This is a genomic window from Parapedobacter sp. GCM10030251 (assembly GCF_042666505.1).
Taxonomy (GTDB): Bacteria; Bacteroidota; Bacteroidia; order Sphingobacteriales; family Sphingobacteriaceae; genus Parapedobacter.
On sequence record NZ_JBHTDN010000020.1, the window covers coordinates 19,593 to 41,187 of the forward strand.

General features: G+C 53.8%; 7 protein-coding genes. 5 read left to right on the forward strand and 2 right to left on the reverse strand.

Annotated features, from left to right (window positions below; translation table 11 throughout):
* Positions 1–2 precede the first annotated feature (2 nt).
* The 3 genes from ACFQRK_RS23340 (at position 3) to ACFQRK_RS23350 (ending at position 3,749) form a co-directional block, all read left to right on the forward strand.
* Positions 3–1,016, forward strand: coding sequence for a type IX secretion system membrane protein PorP/SprF (locus ACFQRK_RS23340; protein WP_379010795.1), 1,014 nt, complete (start codon positions 3–5; stop codon positions 1,014–1,016).
* Positions 1,017–1,037: 21 nt separating this feature from the next.
* Positions 1,038–2,996: an OmpA family protein gene (locus ACFQRK_RS23345; protein WP_379010797.1), complete on the forward strand. Its 1,959-nt coding sequence runs from the start codon at positions 1,038–1,040 to the stop codon at positions 2,994–2,996.
* A 108-nt stretch (positions 2,997–3,104) separates the two neighbouring features.
* On the forward strand, positions 3,105–3,749 hold the full coding sequence (locus ACFQRK_RS23350) for a response regulator (RefSeq protein WP_379010798.1): 645 nt from the start codon (positions 3,105–3,107) through the stop codon (positions 3,747–3,749).
* Here the strand turns inward: ACFQRK_RS23350 and ACFQRK_RS23355 are convergent.
* Both ACFQRK_RS23355 and ACFQRK_RS23360 read right to left on the reverse strand, forming a co-directional pair.
* Positions 3,727–6,741 (reverse strand): ATP-binding protein, encoded by a 3,015-nt coding sequence (locus ACFQRK_RS23355; RefSeq protein WP_379010800.1) that lies wholly within the window; start codon positions 6,739–6,741, stop codon positions 3,727–3,729. The genes ACFQRK_RS23350 and ACFQRK_RS23355 overlap by 23 nt on opposite strands.
* Positions 6,742–6,914: 173 nt before the next feature.
* The gene (locus tag ACFQRK_RS23360) at positions 6,915–8,447 is read right to left on the reverse strand and encodes a hypothetical protein (RefSeq protein WP_379010801.1); all 1,533 of its coding nucleotides are present in this window, start codon (positions 8,445–8,447) and stop codon (positions 6,915–6,917) included.
* Positions 8,448–8,874: 427 nt separating this feature from the next.
* Between ACFQRK_RS23360 and ACFQRK_RS23365 the strand changes: the two genes are divergently transcribed.
* Positions 8,875–21,450 carry a Calx-beta domain-containing protein gene (locus ACFQRK_RS23365; protein WP_379010803.1) on the forward strand — a complete coding sequence of 4,192 codons (12,576 nt, stop codon included), beginning with the start codon at positions 8,875–8,877 and terminating at the stop codon, positions 21,448–21,450.
* Between the two features lie 7 nt (positions 21,451–21,457).
* Positions 21,458–21,595 (forward strand): type IX secretion system membrane protein PorP/SprF (locus tag ACFQRK_RS23370; protein WP_379010805.1); only part of this gene is annotated, 138 nt, incomplete at its 3' end.

Below are 21,595 nucleotides of genomic sequence, written 5' to 3' on the forward strand. Positions count from 1 at the left end.
AGATGAAACGCAACGCACATATCTACTTGCTGGCCGGCATGATCGGTATATCAATGGCCGCCCGGGCTCAGCAGAACATCCAGTTCACGCAGTACATTTTCAATTCGATGAGCGTGAACCCGGCCTACACCGGCTACAAGGAGGAGTGGTTTGGGCAGCTGGGAATGCGGAGCCAATGGGTGGGACTCGACGGCGCGCCGCAAACAGCCCTGCTGTCGGTTGACGGGCTACTGGACCCGTTGCAAGGCAAGCGCCACGGCCTTGGAGTCCAGTTCACCGCCGATGAGCTGGGTCCGCAGTCGGCAACGTCGGTCTACGCAAATTATGCGTTCCGGCTGCGGCTGAACGAGGAGGACACGCAGCGGCTGAGTTTCGGCGTCGGTGTCGGCGCCACGCAATATGGACTTGACGGGTCGGTGCTGGATGCGATCAACCCAGGGGATCCCATCGTTCCGGCGAGCCGGATCAACAACTTCGTTCCGGACGTCCGTTTCGGGATGTACTATTACAATCCGCGGTGGTACGCGGGCGTCTCAGTAATGGACCTGCTGTCTGGCGACCAAAGCAACAACATCTTCCGGTGGGATAATACAACGACGGATAACATCCGTCGTAGGCGGCATCTATATTTCATGGGGGGTATGCTGTTCAATCTAAGCCCCGGAACCCGCCTGCGTCCGAGCCTACTGGTGAAGGAGGATTTCAAGGGACCGACGAGTGTTGATGTGAACGCAATGTTCGTGTTTGGAGACCGTTTTTGGATCGGTGGCGGATGGCGCACGGGTGTTACGGTTTTCAGAAAGGATTACGAGCGTTTCACAGGCAATTCGCTGAACCGACGGAATTCGGTATCAGCGATTACCCAGCTTTACATCGTTCCCTCGCTCAGGATCGGCTATTCATATGACCACATTCTTAGCCAACTGAGCAGCGTACAGAACGGGTCGCATGAAGTGACACTGGGTATCACCTTCGGGCGCAAGGATCGGCGCCTGTTGAGCCCGCGTTTTTTTTAGTCTGATAAGTGGAATATAGCTATGGAAAAAAGAATACTGACAAAGATTTGTGCTACCGCGATCCTATTGCCGGTGCTGTTGCTTTGGGTGTCCCCGGTGCTGGGCCAAGAACAGCCGGATCTGCGGCAAAAGGCTGCGGAACTGTACAACCGATACGAGTACGCGAATGCGGCGACGCTATACGAAAAGCTTGCAGGGCGTAAAAAGCCGCGGCTGGAGGACCTTGAGCGGCTGGCATACTGCTACCTTCAGATGGATGACTACGCGGCAGCCGAACGGTGGTACGGTCGGATCGTGGCAGATGGCGAAGCCAAAGACGCGCTGTTGCTACAGTATGCGGAAGTGCTGAAATCAAACGGTAAATATGGGGAGGCTAAGCAGCAGTTGGAGACTTACGCGAAGCGTGCAGGGAATCGCGAGGAAGTGGCCATTCAGATCGCCGGCTGCGACTCGGCGCTGGCGTGGCTTTCATCGCCCACGGCACACGAGTTGCGCAACGAGGCGGTAAACACGGCGCTGTCTGAATTCTCGGCGTTTCCTGTAGGTGATTCGGTGTACTATGCGGGTGAGCCGGAAGGGGATAACAGACAGTACGGCTGGACAGGCCGCTCATATCTGCGGGTGTACACGGCCGCGCGCGGTACGGACAACGCGCTGAGTGGGGCACGTGTGGCGCGGGATCAGGTGAACGACGGAAGCTACCATATCGGACCGGTCGCGGCCTCCGCGGATGGGAATACGCTTTTTGTTACCCGCACCTATCCTGGTAAAGACGGTGCCAAGGCGAAAGAACACCGCAGAAGATACCTGACGCAGAAGTTGGAACTGTATATCCATACACATAATGCAGATGGCTCGTGGAACGTTGAGCCGTTCCCCTACAATAATGTAAAAGAGTATTCGGTGGGCCATGCTGCGCTGAGCACTGACGGAACGACGCTTTATTTCGTGAGCGACATGCCGGGCGGTCAGGGCGGCACAGATATCTGGTATAGTGAGCGCCGTGCGGACGGCAGCTGGGAAGATCCGGTGAATGCTGGGGCCATGGTGAACAGTACAGGTGATGAGCTGTTCCCGAACATCGGCCCCGGAGGTACGCTGTATTTCTCAAGCGATGGCTTTGCCGGGATGGGAGGGCTGGACGTGTTTCGTTCAGAAGGAAGAAAGGGAACCTGGAGCCGTCCGGAGAACCTGCGTCATCCGGTCAACTCACCGGGGGATGATTTCGCTTACCTGACCACGGCGGATGATGAGGAACGGGTGATGGGCTACCTGTCCTCGAACCGGCAAGGAGGCAAAGGCGGAGATGACATCTATTCGTTTGTGATGGGCAAGCCGAAGATTATCATCATTCTGCAGGGTACCGCTTCAGACCGTAAGACGGGAGATCGGCTGGCAGAGGTTTCGGTTACGCTGTTTGACGGAGAGCGAGAAATCGTAGGCCGCAAGCTGAGCGATGGGAGCGGCCGTTTCGAGTTTGAACTTGAGCGCGGTAAGTCTTATCGTGTGGTTGGTGAAAAAGCCAAATACAAAGGCGATTCTGCAAATGTGACCACCGTTGGAATCGTACGTTCAGACACGCTGGATGTTGCACTGTTGCTGGATCCGCATTTTGAAGTAGGGAAGACCTTTGAGCTGAAGAACATCTATTACGACTTTGATAAACACAACATCCGCCCGGACGCGGCGCGGGTGCTGAATGAGCTGGTGGCGATTCTTGAGGAATACCCGACGCTGAAGATTGAACTGTCCAGTCACACCGACAGTCGCGGCAGTGATTCGTATAACGAAGCGCTCTCGCAGCGGCGCGCGCAGGCGGCAGTGGATTACTTGGTGAGCCGAGGCATTGGCCGCGGGCGGATGGTGGCCAAAGGCTACGGCGAGACGCGGCTAGTCAACGACTGCGGCAATGGGGTACCCTGCTCTCGCGAAAAACATCAAGCTAATCGACGCACGGAGGTAACGGTATTGGAATATTGATCGTGGTAACGAATTTTTTCCTGTATTATTGGCAATAGCGTTTCTTTTCATCATATATTTGTGAATGAAATGAATACGTTTACCATATTCTCTTGAAAGAACCGTTATATGTCTATTCACGTTGCTATTGTTGACGATCATAGTTCCGTCAGGGTGGGGATGAAGTACATCGTTTATGAATGGATGCCCCAAAGTTTTGTATCCCTCATTGATGATATGCAAGATTTGTTGCATTTATTGACGTCAGGAAACCCCGTCGATATTATCATCCTGGATATCGATATTCCGGGAGGAAATAACTTGCAAATGATTAAAATGATACGAGATATCCAACGAGATGTGCGTATTTTGATGCATTCTGCCTCAGATGAGCTGGTATATGCGCTTCGTTACATTGATCTGGGTGCCAACGGGTATTTACAAAAAGATAGCAGCGAAAATGAAATCAAGACGGCACTTGATACCATTTTACACGGCAAAAAGTACCTAAGCCCAGGGCTCAAAGACAGCTTGCTGCAAAGCAGGCTGAACCTCGGATCTGTTGCGACCGTTAATCCCCTTGAAGACCTTTCAAACAGGGAGTTGGAAGTCTGTCGGCTGTTGGCGCAGGGAAAGGGTGTGACAGAAGTAGCCGAAATGTTATTTATACACACTTCTACCGTGGGTACTTATAAGGCGAAGATTTACGACAAATTGGGGGTGCGAAATGTCAAAGAACTCATTGACAAATTCAGGCTGTATGAGGTAACGTGATGATGACTGTCGTACCCTTTCCTCGCGTGCTTCGGATCGATATTTCGGCCTGAATCAGATTGGCCATATCTTTTGCTAACATCAGCCCCAATCCGTTATTGTCTCCGTTGCGCACTGCTTCTTTGGTGACGTGTGCTGCCTGATGAAAATGGGTTATTTGATCTGGCGTAAGGCCGACACCAGTGTCAGCGACACACAGTGATATGCGATTATCCTGTTTTATTTCGGAATAAATGCTGATTTTGCCGCGCTTGGTAAACTTGATAGCGTTGTCAAGGATGTTGTGAATGATCACAGAGAGGATGTCTGCCTGGGAACGGATGGACGTTTTAGGAGGAACGCTGTTGTGTATCAGGTTACCACGTAAATCTGCGACAGGCTGGAAAATCGTGATCTGTCTTTCAACAATTTCGTCTACGTACACGTCGCCAAACTTGAGTCCTACTTTGGTAAACATCACTTTGGCAAGCTCAGTGAGGTTGTTGGAATAATGATAGATGTGGTGAGTAGAATGGTATAGGTGTTCAATATCTTCCGGCGCAATGGTTTGTTTACCTGCGACGGACTTCATGGCATATAGTGCTTTGACCACATAACTAAGCGGAGCCTTGATATCATGGGTAATTGAGGCGGAGAGGCGTTGCTGCCACTCGTATTGTTTCGTCAGTTCATTGGTGCGTTCATTTACCTTTTCGACCAATAGCCGGTTCTGTCGGAGTACGAACTGTGTGCGCAAGTAGATAACTAACCAAATCACGCCGCTGATAGCAATACAGGAAAGACCGATGAACCACCAGGTTTCGTAAAATAGCGGTTGCACATAAAAACGGAACGTTTCAACATGGAAATCATCTGAATTGATGCCATTGCGTATTCGTACCCTCACCTCGTGATCTCCGGACGATAGTTCGTTTATGGATAACGTGTTGTTTAGAAGATTAAGCGGAACCCAATTGCCTGTTGTTCGCCGCTTATTGTACAACATATAGTCAATCTGAATGTTGTTAGGATTTCCATAGAAAGGCGCAGCCAATTTGATATCTAACCGGGAGAAATGGTGCGGGATGTGTATGACATCTTCTATTGCAAGCGACTTGTCGTCTAGGACGATGTCGTCGAGTATGATTTTTCCAGACGGAAATTCTTCGGTAATAGCCAGTGGGTTGAACTGCACGAGGCCATCCAGCGACGGAAACGAGAAGCTGCCATTGGGAAGTTCAATGGCACAGGGTAGGCATCCACCGTTGAATTCGTTTGTTTGGAATCCCCATTGCTTATTGTAGTAAAAATAGAAAGGCGTTTTTCTTCGATCATTCTTATAGTCCAGCAATTGTCGCTTGCTCACTTTAAACAATCCTTTGTTGGTGCTTATCCAAATAAACCCATTTCGGTCTTCGAGGGTGCAATGGGAAGTGGACAGGTAAAGATTTTGGTCGAGGGGAAAACTGGTAATCTGCCCATCTTCATAGAGATAAAAGCCGTGTTGATAAGTAGTGATCCAATACCGTTGATCGGACTCATTTCGGATACTGCGGATCTGCTTGTTTCGGAACTGTGGGATTTCCGACCAGGTACGGGTCACCTTGTTGAAGATATAAAGTCGGTCGAATGTGCTTGCAAAAAGTTCGTCTTTGTTTTTTTGTTCGAGGTTGTTGATTGAGCCGGAGAATGTGGCTTGTTCGCAGAACGTATCATTTTTAGCATCGTATTTAAGTAGCGCACCCTTTCCACCGCCGATCCAAAACTGATTCGAGTCGTCATAGAATGCCACGCGGGGTAGCGCCGGAAATGGCTTGATCTCGACGATACGATCAAGGCCGGGCGCGGCAACTAAAACATTGTCGTTTCTCAAAATCCAGACATTTCCATCCGGTCCGATGATTTGTCCATGTTGAAATTGGTGTAGATGCAACGGTGGGGCGAAACGGAAATGACCGGTGGAATCAAACGCCATTCCATTATCCGTGAGCAACAACCCATTGGGCAACAAGGTCTGGTTGTAATACAGGTTCGAATAGGCATCGTCCGCCACGAGCGATTTGAAGAAGCGCTTTTTAAACACAAACAAACCTTTGGTACCACTTCCCAGCAGCAGTTGGTTTTGTTTGGGCATATCGTGGGCCGTAATGATGTTTTGCTTATCAAAGTCGAAGCCACTGATGAGTAGCTGGCTGTGTAACCCCCCATTCTCATCTCGCGATAAGCGGTACAGGTTATACGTTGTGTAAATAAAAAGTTGATCTGAAGAGGAATTCCAAAGAATTTTAAAACGCGTATGGGGAGGCAGTTTGCTTGCATCGCCCGAAATTTTTCCCTTTTTGATAGTAAGGTCGCCGCCAATTTCGACGTATTCAAGCGTTTGATTAAAGTAGATCAGTTTTCCGTGATCACTAGCGAAATTCCAATGACCCTCATTGGGGAAATAGCGAGCGGTTGACGGATTGCCGCGGTTGGTAACGTGCGAAATGGAATCTTGCGATATCAAGAAGCCGCCTTCCGATCCGTCCGGGATAAATACATATTCATTATGGTACTGTGAGTAGGGCGATGGCAGGGATAAATTAAAAAAGATATTGTCCTTGTATCGTGATGAAAGGCTGCTGATGATGTCATTACCGCTCCGAAGGGTCGTTGCTGTGCCATTTTTCAATAGTACCGTCTCACCGTGTTCGCTTTTGGCGATTAAGTCATCGAAACGGTCACCTTTGTAGAGGGCAGCCATCCGAATGGACTTCATTGATTGCGACAAGCTGTCAAAGGTCTTGAACCGGCCTTCGCCGTCATACCGCACCGGCCCTTTTTCAGTAATCAACCAGACAAAACCCAGATTGTCTTGGCCAATTCCTTTGATGCTGTTTTGGGGGAGATTGTGCTCATCCGTGTAATGGTTAAGGATATACGGATTGTCCGTAGCTCGGGTGTAATGAAAGGCGATGAGCACGCCGATGAGTGAAATGAAAACTTTCTGGACAAGGTTGACAAAATTATACACGTTACGGCAAATTATACAATCGTTGAACGCTTAAGAAAGCAAAAGCTATAATCATTGGATAGAAAATTTTTGTAAAATTAGAAAAAAAAACAATTCAAGGAGTCCTGCAATACAGGAATTAAGAGGCCTCGGTGCGCTATAACGCACCGAGGGTCAACGAAGCAGAGAATAACTTAAGGCTTGATAAATACAGGCGAACCGGTTACTGAAACTGTGCCTGTTACATTTTTTTCCTTTTGCTGCCAGTCGAATTGGGTGGCGCTCTTAATGGAAAGCGAGGTCGGAAACGTGTACTCCGCCGACGCATCCTCCGACGCGCCATTGGCTTTTGCCCACAGTACATAGATGTAATCTTCGTCGGCAGCGGAATAGAAAGCTCCGCCATCGATGTTGGCGGGCAATTGCAGCTCGGCAGTTGCCGCCGGATCGTATTGCCGGGAGCCCAATAACGTGCCTACGGTGCGCCAAGCCATACCACCCGGTGTTATCGTTGCCTGATAGGGACCTGCCGATATGTTTTGATAGAGTCCCATCGCCTGATAAGGACTGGTAGCCTGGGCCAGCGGCTTACTTTCTGCTGGGCCATAAATGTATAGTGCGCTGATGCCTGCCTTTTGTGCAACGACGGCAGCCTTGATTAGATAGTTGCGCTGGATTTCGTCACTTCCAATGTATCCGTCGACGGTTTTGCGTGGGACGTTACTCTCCGTGACAATAAATGCTTTTTTTGGATAGGTAGTGCCGTCGTAGGAATAGCGGTCCAACACGGCCTGAAAATCGGCCTTGTGGTTGATTAAAGCTTTGGCAGCTGCATCTGAATTAGGATTGTCTCCCAAATAATACATCGGATATACGTGGTAACTTAGGCAATCGAACCACTCGCCTCCTTTTTTGGGGTAGTTGGCGTTAACACTTCCACCGTCGGGGTTATCGGTGTTGCGCAAAATGGCGTCTAAAAAACCAGGGTAGCCCAAGCCACCCACGCAGACCAAGCCATCGGAATCCAGCTCCTTAACAATTTCATAGGTGATCCGGAGCATCCGCACATATGACTGGATGGGTGCAGCAAAGTTGGACAGGTCGCAGGGGTTGGGATCCGTCTGTGTCCACGTTTGGGTGGCCCGCCAGTTGCTGGTATAATCCGGTTCGTTCCAAACCTCCCAATATTTCGCGTAAGGGCCATAGGTCTTTACAACGTTGTAGACATAGTTGGCGTAGTAGTTGTCTGCATTGACTGTTCCATCGGAATTCCATATGGGTTTGTACAGGTTAGCAAACGTCTTCGACTGTACGTTATTGCAGTACTTTGTTTGATCGCGGTGTGCATCGGCAGGACCGTTAAGAAAGATGGTATGATCTTTCCCGCCCAGTTGCTGGTATTTTTTAAAAGCACCAACGCGGATGTCATAACCCCACCGTTGCACAAAATGATCATACAGAGCGGGCCGTAGGCTGTTTACTCCCGCACCCGCGATATTCTTTTCGGGGTTACCGATCAACAGTTCGGCCAACTGTACATCGGACCAACCTTGGTAATACCCCATATTGGAGCCGTACAGGAATGGCTCGGCTAATGTTGTCGGTGATTCAATCGACTCGACTTTCGCAGCCATGCGGGCTCTGTCTTTTGTGCAGGCACCAAAGACCAATAAAACGAACAAGGAAAGCACATAGGCTCTACGGCGTAGGCAAAATTGTTTAATCATATAGATAGATGTAATTGTATTGTTTCCAAGGCAATTGCAAGTGGTAAATGTGTTTTTCAAGTAGAAGCGCTTATGTCCGTCAAATTTTATACCAAATTGTTTGCTTTGCGGGCGCTTTGTGCATAATAATCGTCAGAAGGGCACGCAATAAGGTTTAGTATGAACGTGTACGTTATTTTATGTGTAGTATCGATACAATTTGGGGTATTTTGACCCCATCGCCGGGAAGTCCGCCGAGAGCGCCGGTCGAGCCATCGTTTTCCGAATCCGGGGTGACACATAGCATGTCAGGGTAGAAAATTTTCGAGGTAAATTAGGTGATTTTCTCTATCTAAATTTCCAAAGAGAACGATTGTTCCAAGGATTGCATTCAGATACTTTTGTTACGGTCAAAAAGATCCTTCTACCAGACAGATACTAATTTACCATGAAAAGAATTCTACTTGCGTGTCTTTCCCTTTTTCTTATTGTTCAACTTAAGGCTGCTGATTATTATTGGGTAGGTGGCGCGGGTTCATGGAGCGATATAAACCACTGGTCTAAAACCTCTGGCGGCGCTCCGGATCATTCGATCATTCCCAACCTGAATGACGACGTGTATTTTGATGCCAACAGCGGGCTGGCAAATGGCGATAACATCGATCTACCTACCACCAGCCCGGCATATTGCCGTAACATGAGTTGGGTGGGGGTGACCGTTTCGGCCGGCTTAATCAACAGAGGCCAACCTTTATACGTTTATGGAAATTTGGAGCTGGCCGCTTCGGTTCGGTACGGTACCCAAGGTATAACGTTCATGGGAAGCACCCCCGCAACGTTGAAGATGAACGGTGCCGGCAGGCATCCGTCTTCCGGATGGTATAATCCCATCACGGTCAATAAGCCCGGCTCTTCCCTTACGCTGCTGGATGGTATCCCAGCAGAGCTGGTTGTCACTACAATAACCCTGACGGCCGGGACGCTGGATATGTCTGATTTTACGCACAGCTTCTCAAACTTTACTGGGAATAATAATAATGAAAGAAGCGTGGATATCAGCAATGCCACGCTGACCTTGGCCGGTACCTGGGATTACCGGGGCACAAACAACACCATCAACACCACAAATTCCTACATCAGTGCGTTGTTGTTCCAGTCGGACCGTTTCACGTTCCCTAAGGTGGACGTGACCGCGCCGAGCAGTTCGCAAATGGTGATTAACAACACCACCTTCGGCGAACTGACCTTTACCAGTACCACAGCGGCCGCCGCCACATCGCGGATTGGTGCGAATAATACCGTAGACCGCCTGGAATTCAAGGGCGGCGGCGCGCTGGCAGGCGGGGGCAACGTGATTAAAGACCTTTTCATTGCGCCCAGCAATCCCGGATTCGTGTTCGTGGGCAATAATACGATCACCGGATCGCTGCACGCCAATACGCCCGACTGTAATGCGTTGTCACAGCTTTATGCCGGCTCCGGATCCGTCGGGACCACCATTACCTTTGGGCCCGGCGCAGTGGTGGACGTACAAAATGTACTATTGACCAACCTGGCCGCCGCTGGCAGTATTCCGTTACCCATTACGGTCACCGGCGCCGACGGGGGCGGCAACACGGGATGGGATATTCAGCCGCGCACAACAGGCCGGACGCTGTACTGGGTAGGCGGCGCGGGCGACTGGAACGATATAGACCACTGGTCCGCTACCAGCGGCGGTGACGGCGGTTATTGCGTGCCATTCACCGGGGATGATGTCGTATTTGACGAACGAAGCGGTTTCACGGCAGGCGACAATACGGTTACGGCGACAGCAGGTACCGCCTGGTGCCACAACATGACCTGGACCAATCTTACAGGCGCTCCGACATTCGACAATCGGGGTAAAATTCTCGAGCTATACGGCTCCCTGGTGTTGGACCCCACGCTGACGGCATACGGCAACATTTCGTTTAAAGGGACCGAAGCCGGCGAATTGACGGCCAATGGCTTCAATTTAGGTACTCCAGTTTTCCGTGTTGAAAGAACCGGTGCGAACGGCGGAATAACCTTAATGGACGATATCACGCATCCGGATTTCGCTATCTTTCATAATTCCGGCAAGTTGCTGATGCCCAATCGGACATTGCATATTTCTCGGGTTAGCATCGGATCTGCCGGTGTCCGGACATTGGACATCACCAATTCAACGATTACCCTGGAATATGAATGGCAGGCAAACTCCAGTAACTGCACGTGGGTGAATGATGGAGCAGGTTCGTTTATCATTGCAAAAACCCGTTTCCTGACCAATGGACTTACCTATCCGAAAGTGCATTGTGGCGCGGCTGGCACTGACGTGGACATCCGTAACGCTACGATTGAAGAGCTGTTGTTTACCGATACCGGCCTTACTCCGACGACCATCGCAATTGGCGGCAATAATACGATCGGTACAGTTGAATTTAAGGGGGCGGCGGAAATACGCGGAAACAACACCATCACCAACCTGTTGCTGGCCCCATCTCGCAATTACATTATCAGGAATACCCAAACCATAAACGGTCTCTTTAGCTACAATAACCCGGACTGTTCCGGCCTTGGGGAGATGAGAGGGGTGGCCGGTACGAGCGCCACGCTCAATTTCGGGCCAGCTTCAACCAAAGTCATCCAGAATGTGCTGCTGCAGAATATGGCCGCTACCGGAACCGGTGTTCCGGTTGTCGTTACTGGTGCCGATGCAGGTGGCAATTCGGGTTTTGACTTTACGGCTTCCGCCGGTGGCCCCCGATACTGGGTTGGGGGCAGCGGCGACTGGAACGAAGCTGAGCATTGGTCTACCACACCGGGCGGACCTGGCGGAGCCTGCGTGCCTACCGTAGACAATGACGTGTTTTTTGACGCCAACAGCTTTACCAGCGGCAGCAGCGAGGTCACCATCAGCCAGGGGCATGCCTATTGCCGCAATATGAACTGGACAGGAGCGGGCTTCGCGCCGACTTTTACAAAAAGTGCGTCCTTCAACCTGGAGATATGGGGCAACTTGGTGATGAATCCGGCAGTCACGATGAATACACCCCTTAGCTCCGGGCCTACGGTGCTTTTCACCGGCCCGGACAACAGCACCATTACCTCTAACGGTGCGGAGCTGGGCAATTTCGATTTCGCCATCAACAAGCCGGACGGCCGTACGGTAACGCTCACGGACGACTTTAACAATGTAAACACGAACCTGGATGTGCGCAGCGGCGGCATCGACTTCAGCGGCCGTACCGTCACCGTGGCCTGGATCACCGATAACAGTACCGCGAATCCAACCCATTTGAATATTACCAATGCCACCATCAACGGCGGATGGTATGCCATGGGTGCCGCTACGACGGTTCTGGCCGAGGGCTCCCAAATAAAAGCGAACCTCTTCCGGGTTAACACGGGCGTATATGGCAACGTGGAAGTGACAACTGGTACCGATGACAATATGTATATCAGTAACGCCACGATTGACGACTTGCTATTTAGCCATTCCGGTACCTCATCACAGGCATACATCCGCGAAGGCAATACGATCAACCGCCTTGAATTTCTGGGAAGGGGCTACATCGCGGGAACCGGTAATAGCATTGATACGCTCATCTTTGCACCCGGCAAGATATATACCTTCGCGGCAGGCACTAATACGACCATCAACGACGCCTGGTACGGTAGCGGTACGCCCTGTAACCCCACGCAGATCATCAGCTCCTCGACGTCGTCAAACGCCACCGTCACCAAAACGAACGGCACGGTGGATTTTGATTATATCCGGCTAAGCCGGATTACTGCGGCGGGTAGTACACCCTTCAAGGCCCGGGAACATTCGGTTGACCTTAGCGTAGGCGAAAACGTGAACTGGGATATTGCACCCTACGACAACTCGGCCACCATCACCGGTTTTGGCCCCGACCGTACCGTCTGTGCCGATGGATTCCCCATTGTGTTGAATACAGAGGGGTTCTTTGCCGGCCCTTCGGCCACGTATTTGTGGAGCGACGGCAGCACCGAAAACACGCTGACCGTCACCGATGCTGGCACCTACAGCGTAATCGTACAATACCCTGACGGCTGCAGCATATCCGGTGATATTGTGATTACCAAAAGCACGGTAACCGTAGAGCCGATCACCGGCGCTGACGCGGTGTGCGTCGGAAGTACGACAACGTTGCAGAGTGTTACGGAAGGGGGTGTCTGGAGCAGCAGCGATGCGGCCATAGCCACGGTTGATGCGGCTACCGGGGTGGTAACGGGGATTGCCCCCGGAACCGCCACCATTACCTATACGGTGACCAACGACGAGGGCTGTACCGGAAGCCAGCAGATGACCATCACGGTAAATCCGCTGCCCGAAGTCGATGCCATCACGGGCACACTTGACATCTTTGAAGGCGAAACCACCACCCTTTCCAGCACGACACCGGATGGCGTGTGGTCAAGCAGCAACACGGCCGTAGCGACTGTCGATGCCAGCGGCGTGGTAACCGGCGTATCCGACGGCACGGCAGCGATCACCTATACGGTGACCAACGATGACGGCTGTACGGCATCCGTTACCGCCACGGTAACGGTGGATGGATTCTCGGCTACCAAACGCGAGCTGAGCGTTACCAAAACAGCCGACGCGCAGGAACCTTCCACTAACGGTGGCTTCTGGATCGGCCTGCCCACAGGTGTATCGGCTGAAGAGGATATTACCGTGACTTATACCGTCGGCGGCACGGCAGGTACTGCCGACTACACAGCGTTAAGTGGCACCGCGGTTATCCCCGCCGGGCAAAACGGTGTCGCCTTGCCGGTGATTGTAGCCAGCGATATGCTTTTTGAGGGCACGGAAACGGTATTGGTTACGCTGAACAGCGCAACGGGCGCCGACTACACGTATACCCTCAGTGCCACCAATGGCAGCGCCACGGTAGAAATTGCGGATGATAACACGACATTCGCGCGGGAGCTACATGTATCGCTTGTTTCGCAACTGCGCGAAGGACCTTTCCCGGCATACTTCCGCATCAGGCTGCCCGGGAACATGCGGGCATCGGAAGACATCACCATTAACTATACCCTGAGCGGCTCCGCCATTAATGGCGTGGACTACACTAATCAGAGTTCAAACCCATTGAGCGGCACCGCGGTATTGCTTGCAGGCCAGGAAAATGTTGACATTCTGGTGAGACCGGTGGACGACAGGATCATAGAAGGGACGGAGAACGTGATTGTAACGCTGACCGGCGGCACGACGGCCACCATCGGCAATTTTGCGCCCAACGCCACCCAAGGCAGCATGAACGTGCCCTTGACCGACAACGACGACACGGATGCTAACCGGACACTGAGCGTCATCGCCGACGGCGACGCCGCTGAGCCGGCTACCCACAGTTCGTTTACGATCAGTCTTCCGGAAGGCATTACCGTTTCAGAATCGGTTACCGTGAATTATACCATAAGCGGTACTGCATCAAACGGAACCGATTATTCCACCATTGCGAGCACGGCCGTGATACCCGCAGGGGATAACGGTGTGGTCATACCGGTTACCGTTACGGACGATGGCCTCATGGAAGCGGATGAAACGGTGATATTAACGATAAACAATGGAAGCTCGGCCTCATTTGCATTTACGGCCAGCACCATTGCTGGAAATGCCACGGTGAATATCGCGGATGACGAAAACACCCCGGCCAACCGCGTACTAAGCATCACCAAAACGGCTGATGCCGCAGAACCTGCAACCCCGGGTGCTTTCTTGATCAGTCTGCCAACCGGTGTACTGGCATCGGAAGATGTTACCGTTAGCTATAACGTGTCGGGAACCGCAACCGCCGGATCTGACTTCGCCGTGATTCCGGCGACAGCGACGATTCCTGCCGGCCAGAACGGTGTGCAAGTCCCGTTGAACGTAATGGATGATAATACCATTGAAAGTACGGAAACGGTGATCGTTACCTTAACGGGTGGCACTTCCGCCAACCTCAGCTACACGGTCAGCTCCACCGATGGCAGTGCCACCGCGGAGATTGCAGACGATGATTTTGATGCCAACAGCCAGGTGGTCTTGCTGACCAAAGTTTCAGATGCCGTCGAAGGCGGCGACAACGGACAATACCGGATCTCCTTCCCGCCGGGCGTCACCAGTTCGGAAAACGTGGTGATCACCTTCAGCCTTGCCGGTATGGCGACGAATGCTGATGACTATGTGTTAGATGGGTTGACTGACGGCGACATTGTCATACCCGCAGGGGTAAATGAGGTATTTATCGAGGTTGATGCCGAGCCTGACGACGTTGTCGAAGGGCCGGAAGATGTCATACTCAATCTTGGCACCGCGACGTCAAGCTCTCATGCATTTACGATAGATCCGGCTTCGAACGGTGCGGTGGTGAATATCATTGACGTCGTTGACGACGAAGGCGCACAGCTGCAAGTAATCAGCGGCACAAACGGGGCTGAACCATCAACCAGTGCTTCCTTCACCGTACAATTAGCCGGTGCTCAATCTGCCTGGCCGATCACCGTCGGCTACCAACTCTCCGGTACTGCCACATCCGGCGTAGACTACCAGATCGGAACGATCGTCATAGCGGAAAATACGAACAGCGTAACCGTGAATCTCGATGTACGGGATGACATGGTGATCGAGCCTACGGAAACCGTAATCTTTACGTTGCTCTCCGGCAGTGCGACCGATGGGGCAGGAAACGGTCTTATTTTCCGGCCTGATCCTGACAATGACCAGATAACGATCAATATCGACGACAATGATGCTATTGCCGACAATCGGATATTGAGCGTAGCGGCGACGACAGATGGCGCCGAACCGAACAAGAATGGCAGCTATACCGTCAGTTTGCCGGATGGTTACAGTGCTGCCGCCGACATCACGCTAAGTTATGCGATGAGCGGCACCGCTGTCCGCAATACGGATTACACCGTGAACACGATAACGCTGCCCGCCTACCAGAACAGTGTGGTCATACCGCTTACAGTGATTGATGATAAAGTTATTGAAAACACGGAATCAGCCATCCTTACTTTGGGTGCCCCGGTTGCAGGAACCGACGGTAACGGCTTCACGTATACCCGTGACGCAACGGAATACCAAGCCATGGTTAATATTATTGACGATGATAATACACCGGCCAACCGGATGGTAAAAGTAACCAAACTCGGTGACGCGGCTGAAGGCGGCAGTGCGTTGAGGTTTTACTTCACGCTTCCTGATGGAATAACGTCTTCGGAGGCGGTAACGGTTAATTATACAATAGGGGGTACTGCGGTGAAGGGGACCGATTATAATGGTCTCTCTTCGACCCATTTCAGTGGCACGGCGGTAATTTCGCCGGGCTTCGCCACAGCTTCGATTGGCAACGTTGTAGACGACCTGATCATAGAAGGTACCGAAACGGTGATCCTTACCATCACCGACGCTTCATCTGCCAGCTTTGCTTTTACCGCTGATCCTGCTGCGAGCACGGCCACGGCGAACATTGCCGATAACGACGATCTCCCCGAAAACCGCGTACTGAGTGTGGAAACAACCATTGAAGCAGCAGAATCGGGTACCGATGGCCTCTTTACCATCAGCCTGCCTGCCGGGATAACTGCAGCAGAGGACCTTACGGTGAATTATACCGTAAGCGGAACAGCCACCTCAAACGTGGATTACACGGACATCGGTACTTCGGCGGTAATCCCCGCAGGACAAAACAGCGTAACGGTAACGGTTCCCGTGATCGATGACCAAATGATCGAAAACACTGAAACCGTCGTGCTGACGATTGTAGACGGCAAGGCGGGCAAAATCGCATTCACCGCCAGCCCCACTGAGGGCGAGGCAACGGCGCATATTGCGGATAACGATAATGTGGCAAGCAACCTGGTCGTAAGCGTACAGATTACGTCTGGCGCTGCGGAACCCGGCACCAATGGTGCCTTCAGGGTAAGCCTGCCGACGGGTATAACAGTATCCGAAGATGTAACCGTAAATTATACCGTCGGTGGTACCGCCACTGCAGGCGATGACTACATGGCGATTGCCGGCGCAATCACGATTTTAGCCGGGCAAAACGGTGTCACCGTTCCGGTAACGGTTGTGGACGACCAGGTGATGGAGCCGACCGAAACGGTTGTGCTGACCTTGTCAGGCGGCAGCAGCACCAGCTTCGCCTTCACGGGCACGGGCAGCGCGACGGTGGAAATCGCCGACAATGAAAGCACCGTGCCTTCGAACCTGGAGCTTACCATCAGCAAAACAGCTGATGCTGCCGAACCGGGCACAGACGGCGGCTTTACGATCAGCTTGCGCACGGGCATTACCGTATCCGAGGACGTAACGGTCAGTTATACGGTTGGTGGCACGGCCACGGCGGGCGATGACTACGTCGCCCTCACGGCCATGGCGGTGATCCCCGCGGGTCAGGGCGCTGTCGCCATCCCCGTGGAGGTAACGGATGACCAGCTCATCGAACCGACCGAGACGGTCATCGCCACGCTCACTGGCGGTAGCAGCAGCAGCTTCGCCTTCACGGGTACAAGCAGTGCGACGGTGGACATCGCCGACGATGACAGCACGGTGCCGGCAAACTTTGAGCTTACCATCAGCAAGACAGTTGATGCTGCCGAACCGGGCATGGACGGCGGCTTCAGGATCAGCCTGCCTACGGACATCACGGTATCCGAGGACGTAACGGTCACCTATACGGTGGGCGGCACGGCCACCGCGGGCGATGACTACGTCGGCCTTACGGGCACGGCGGTGATTCCCGCAGGTCAGGAAACTGTCACCATCCCCGTAGAGGTCACGGATGACCAGCTCATCGAACCGACCGAAACGGTCATCGCCACGCTCACCGGCGGCAGCAGCGCCAGCTTCACCTTCACGGGCACGGGCAGCGCGACGGTGGACTTCGCCGACGATGACAGTGCGGTGCCTGCGAACCTGGTGCTTACCATCAGCAAAACGGCCGACGGTGCCGAGCCGGGTACGGACGGCGGCTTCACGATCAGCTTACCAACCGGTATAACGGTATCCGAAGATGTAACCGTAAATTATTCCACCGGTGGTACCGCCGCTGCGGGCGATGACTACGTGGTCCTTTCGGGCACGGCGATGATTCCCGCAGGGCGAAACCGGGTCAACATGCCGGTGGCAGTCGTCGATGATCAACTGATAGAAGGCACGGAAACCGTTGTCATGACCCTGACGGGGGGCAGCAGTACCAGCTTTACCTTCACCGGTACGGGCAGTACGACGGTCGAAATCATGGACGACGACAATGCACCGGAAAATCTGGTGCTGAATGTGACGAAAACCGCGGACGCGGCGGAGCCTTTAACCGATGGGGCATTTAATATCGCACTTCCGGCCGGTTTGACCGCAACGGAAGACATCACGGTAAATTATTCCGTCACCGGCACGGCGGTCGGCGGCCAGGATTATATCCAACTTCCCGGCGTAGTGGTGATCCCCGCCGGAGATAATAGCGTAGATATCCCGTTGACTGTAATAGACGATCAGGTGATTGAAAGCATTGAGACCGTAATTGTCGGCGTGACCGGTGGCAGCAGCGCCAGCTTTACTTTTGCCGGTGGCAGCAGTGCAACCTTGGACATTGTTGACGATGACAATATACCGGCGAACCTCGAGTTGAGCATTCGGAAAACAGCAGATGGTGGGGAACCGGGTACAGACGGGGAGTTTACGGTCAGCTTGCCGACAGGCGTGACCGTAGCGGAGGATATTACGGTGCATTACACCGTCTCGGGTACGGCCACAGGTGATGAAGACTACGCCGCACTTTCAGGAACCGTGATTGTTCCCGCCGAGCAAAACAGTGTACGCATTCCGGTTATCGTAACGGACGATCATATTCTTGAATTAACGGAAAGGGTAATCGTCACCCTTACTGATGCTGCGAGCGCGAATTTCAGTTTTACGGCCATTGGCAACGCGACGGTGGAGATCACCGACGATGAAAGCGCGGTGCCTTCGAACCTGGAGCTGAGCATTGCCGGTACAACGGACGGCGCAGAGCCGGGCACGGACGGTGCATTCACCATCAGCCTACCCGCGGGCATAACCGTATCGGAAGACGTAACGGTAACCTATACGGTGGGCGGCACGGCGATTGCGGGCGATGACTACGCCGCCCTTAGCGGCACTGCGGTGATCCCTGCAGGCCAAAACGGTGTCGCCATTCCGGTAACGGTCGTGGACGACCAGGTGATCGAGGCGACGGAAACGGTCATCGCCACGCTTGCAGGCGGCAGCAGCACGGGCTTCACCTTCACGGGCACGGGCAGCGCGACGGTGGAGATCGCCGACGATGAAAGCACGGTGCCTTCGAACCTGGCGCTTGCCATCAATAAAACAGCGGATGCTGCCGAGCCGGGCACGGACGGTGCATTCACGATCAGCCTGCCCGCGGGCATAACCGTATCGGAAGACGTAACGGTAACCTATACCGTGGACGGCACGGCGATGGCGGGCGATGACTACGCCGCCCTTACGGGCACGGCGGTGATCCCGGCGGGTCAGAACGGTGTCGCCATTCCGGTAGCGGTCGTGGACGATCAGGTGATCGAGGCGACGGAAACGGTCATCGCTACGCTAACCGGCGGCAGCAGCGCCAGCTTCACCTTCACGGGCACGGGCAGTGCGGCGGTGGAGATCACAGACGATGAAAGCGCGGTGCCTTCGAACCTGGCGCTTGCCATCGATAAAACGGCGGATGCTGCCGAACCGGGCACGGACGGCGGCTTCATAATCAGCCTGCCCGCAGGAATAACCGTATCGGAGGACGTAACGGTCACCTATACCGTGGACGGCACGGCGATGGCGGCCGATGACTACGCCGCCCTTAGTGGCACTGTGGTGATCCCTGCAGGCCAAAACGGTGTCGCCATTCCGGTAACGGTCGTGGACGATCAGGTGATCGAACCGGCCGAAACGGTCATCGCGACGCTTGCAGGCGGCAGCAGCGCGGGCTTCACCTTCACGGGCACGGGCAGCGCGACGGTGGAGATCACAGACGATGAAAGCGCGGTGCCTTCGAACCTGGCGCTCACCATCAATAAAACAGCGGATGCTGCCGAACCGGGCACGGACGGTGCATTCACGATCAGCCTGCCCGCTGGCATAGCCGTATCGGAAGACGTAACGGTAACCTATACCGTGGACGGCACGGCCATGGCGGGCGATGACTACGCCGCCCTTAGCGGCACGGCGGTGATCCCGGCGGGTCAGAACGGTGTCGCCATTCCGGTAACGGTCGTGGACGATCAGGTGATCGAGGCGACGGAAACGGTCATCGCCACGCTTGCAGGCGGCAGCAGCACGGGCTTCACCTTCACGGGCACGGGCAGCGCGACGGTGGAGATCGCCGACGATGAAAGCACGGTGCCTTCGAACCTGGCGCTCACCATCGATAAAACAGCGGATGCTGCCGAGCCGGGCACGGACGGTGCATTCACGATCAGCCTGCCCGCGGGCATAACCGTATCGGAAGACGTAACGGTAACCTATACGGTGGGCGGCACGGCGATTGCGGGCGATGACTACGCCGCCCTTAGCGGCACGGCGGTGATCCCGGCGGGCCGGAACGGTGTCGCCATTCCGGTAACGGTCGTGGACGATCAGGTGATCGAACCGGCCGAAACGGTCATCGCTACGCTCACCGGCGGCAGCAGCGCGGGCTTCACCTTCACGGGCACGGGCAGCGCGACGGTGAACATCACAGACGATGAAAGCACGGTGCCTTCGAACCTGGCGCTCACCATCGATAAAACAGCGGATGCTGCCGAGCCGGGCACGGACGGCGGCTTCATAATCAGCCTGCCCGCAGGCATAACCGTATCCGAGGACGTAACGGTCACCTATACCGTGGACGGCACGGCGATGGCTGGTGATGACTACGCCGCCCTTAGCGGCACAGCGGTGATTAAGACAGGTGACAATAGCGTTGTGGTGCCGGTAACCATCCTGGATGATGACTTATCAGAGTCTGTTGAGACGGTGATTGTAACCCTCTCGGAGGCCTCTTCTCCCGGTATCCCCGTTACCATCGGCACCGCAAACAGCGCAATGGTTACTATTGCGGACGATGATGAGCGTATTCCGGACCTGACGGTCGCCATATCGGTTGACAACGCATCGCCGATGGCCGGGGAACAGGTCGAGTTCACCATCGAGGTGAGCAATACAGGGCCTGACGATGCCACCGGTGTGGCGGTACTTAGTAAACTGCCATCGGGGTACACGTTTGTAGCTGCGGAAGTATCACGTGGTACATATGACGAAGAACCGGGTGTCTGGGCGGTCGGTGACCTTGCCGTCGGCGAAAGCCGGACGCTGCGGATCACGGCCGTAGTAAACGGGGAAGGCGACTACGTGACCCGCGCGGAGGTGAGCGGTAACGAGGATGACCCGGATGCCGGCAACAATGAAAGCGAGGCATCGGTATCACCGGTCCATCCGCCGCGGGCGGTTGCCGATGCGGGGACGGGGTACTCGAACAAAGCGCTGGTCATTCCGGTGCTGGCCAACGACGCGGCGGGCACCCATCCGCTGGATGCGGGATCGGTCGAGATCGTGACCCGGCCGCAGCACGGCACGGTAAGCATCGACACTGACGGTACGGTCACCTATATCCCTGCAACGGGATATGTGGGCGGGGACCGGTTCAGCTACCGCGTAAAAGACAGCGGGGGCAACTGGAGCGAACCCGCCGAAGTGACCATCACCGTTGCGGCCAATCCGCTGAAGATTGCCAACATCTTCACCCCGAACGGTGACGGTCTGAACGACCGGTTTGAAATCATCGGCATGGAAGGTTTCGACAAGGCCGAGGTGGTGGTTTTCAACCGCTGGGGCAACGAGATCTACCGCCACAACGACTACGACAACTCGTGGGGCGGTGGGGATATCCCGGAAGGCACGTATTATTATGTACTGACGCTGCATAAGGGAAACACTAAGCAGGTTGAAAAAGGCTGGGTTGTATTAAAAAGGAAATAGGGAAACGATGAGATACAAAAAGGTAATCATATGGATACTGGCGGCAGGCGCGCCCTTTGCACTGCGCGCCCAGCAGAACATCCAGTTCACGCAGTACATATTCAATTCGATGAGCATCAACCCGGGGTATGCGGGCTACAAGGAG

What these genes read in the sequence shown, in the direction of transcription:
- ACFQRK_RS23365 (WP_379010803.1), top strand. Translation starts at nt 8,875, where the DNA reads ATGAAAAGAATTCTACTTGCGTGTCTTTCCCTTTTTCTTATTGTTCAA.
- ACFQRK_RS23345 (WP_379010797.1), top strand. Translation starts at nt 1,038, where the DNA reads ATGGAAAAAAGAATACTGACAAAGATTTGTGCTACCGCGATCCTATTG.
- ACFQRK_RS23360 (WP_379010801.1), bottom strand. Translation starts at nt 8,447, where the DNA reads ATGATTAAACAATTTTGCCTACGCCGTAGAGCCTATGTGCTTTCCTTG.
- ACFQRK_RS23340 (WP_379010795.1), top strand. Translation starts at nt 3, where the DNA reads ATGAAACGCAACGCACATATCTACTTGCTGGCCGGCATGATCGGTATA.
- ACFQRK_RS23350 (WP_379010798.1), top strand. Translation starts at nt 3,105, where the DNA reads ATGTCTATTCACGTTGCTATTGTTGACGATCATAGTTCCGTCAGGGTG.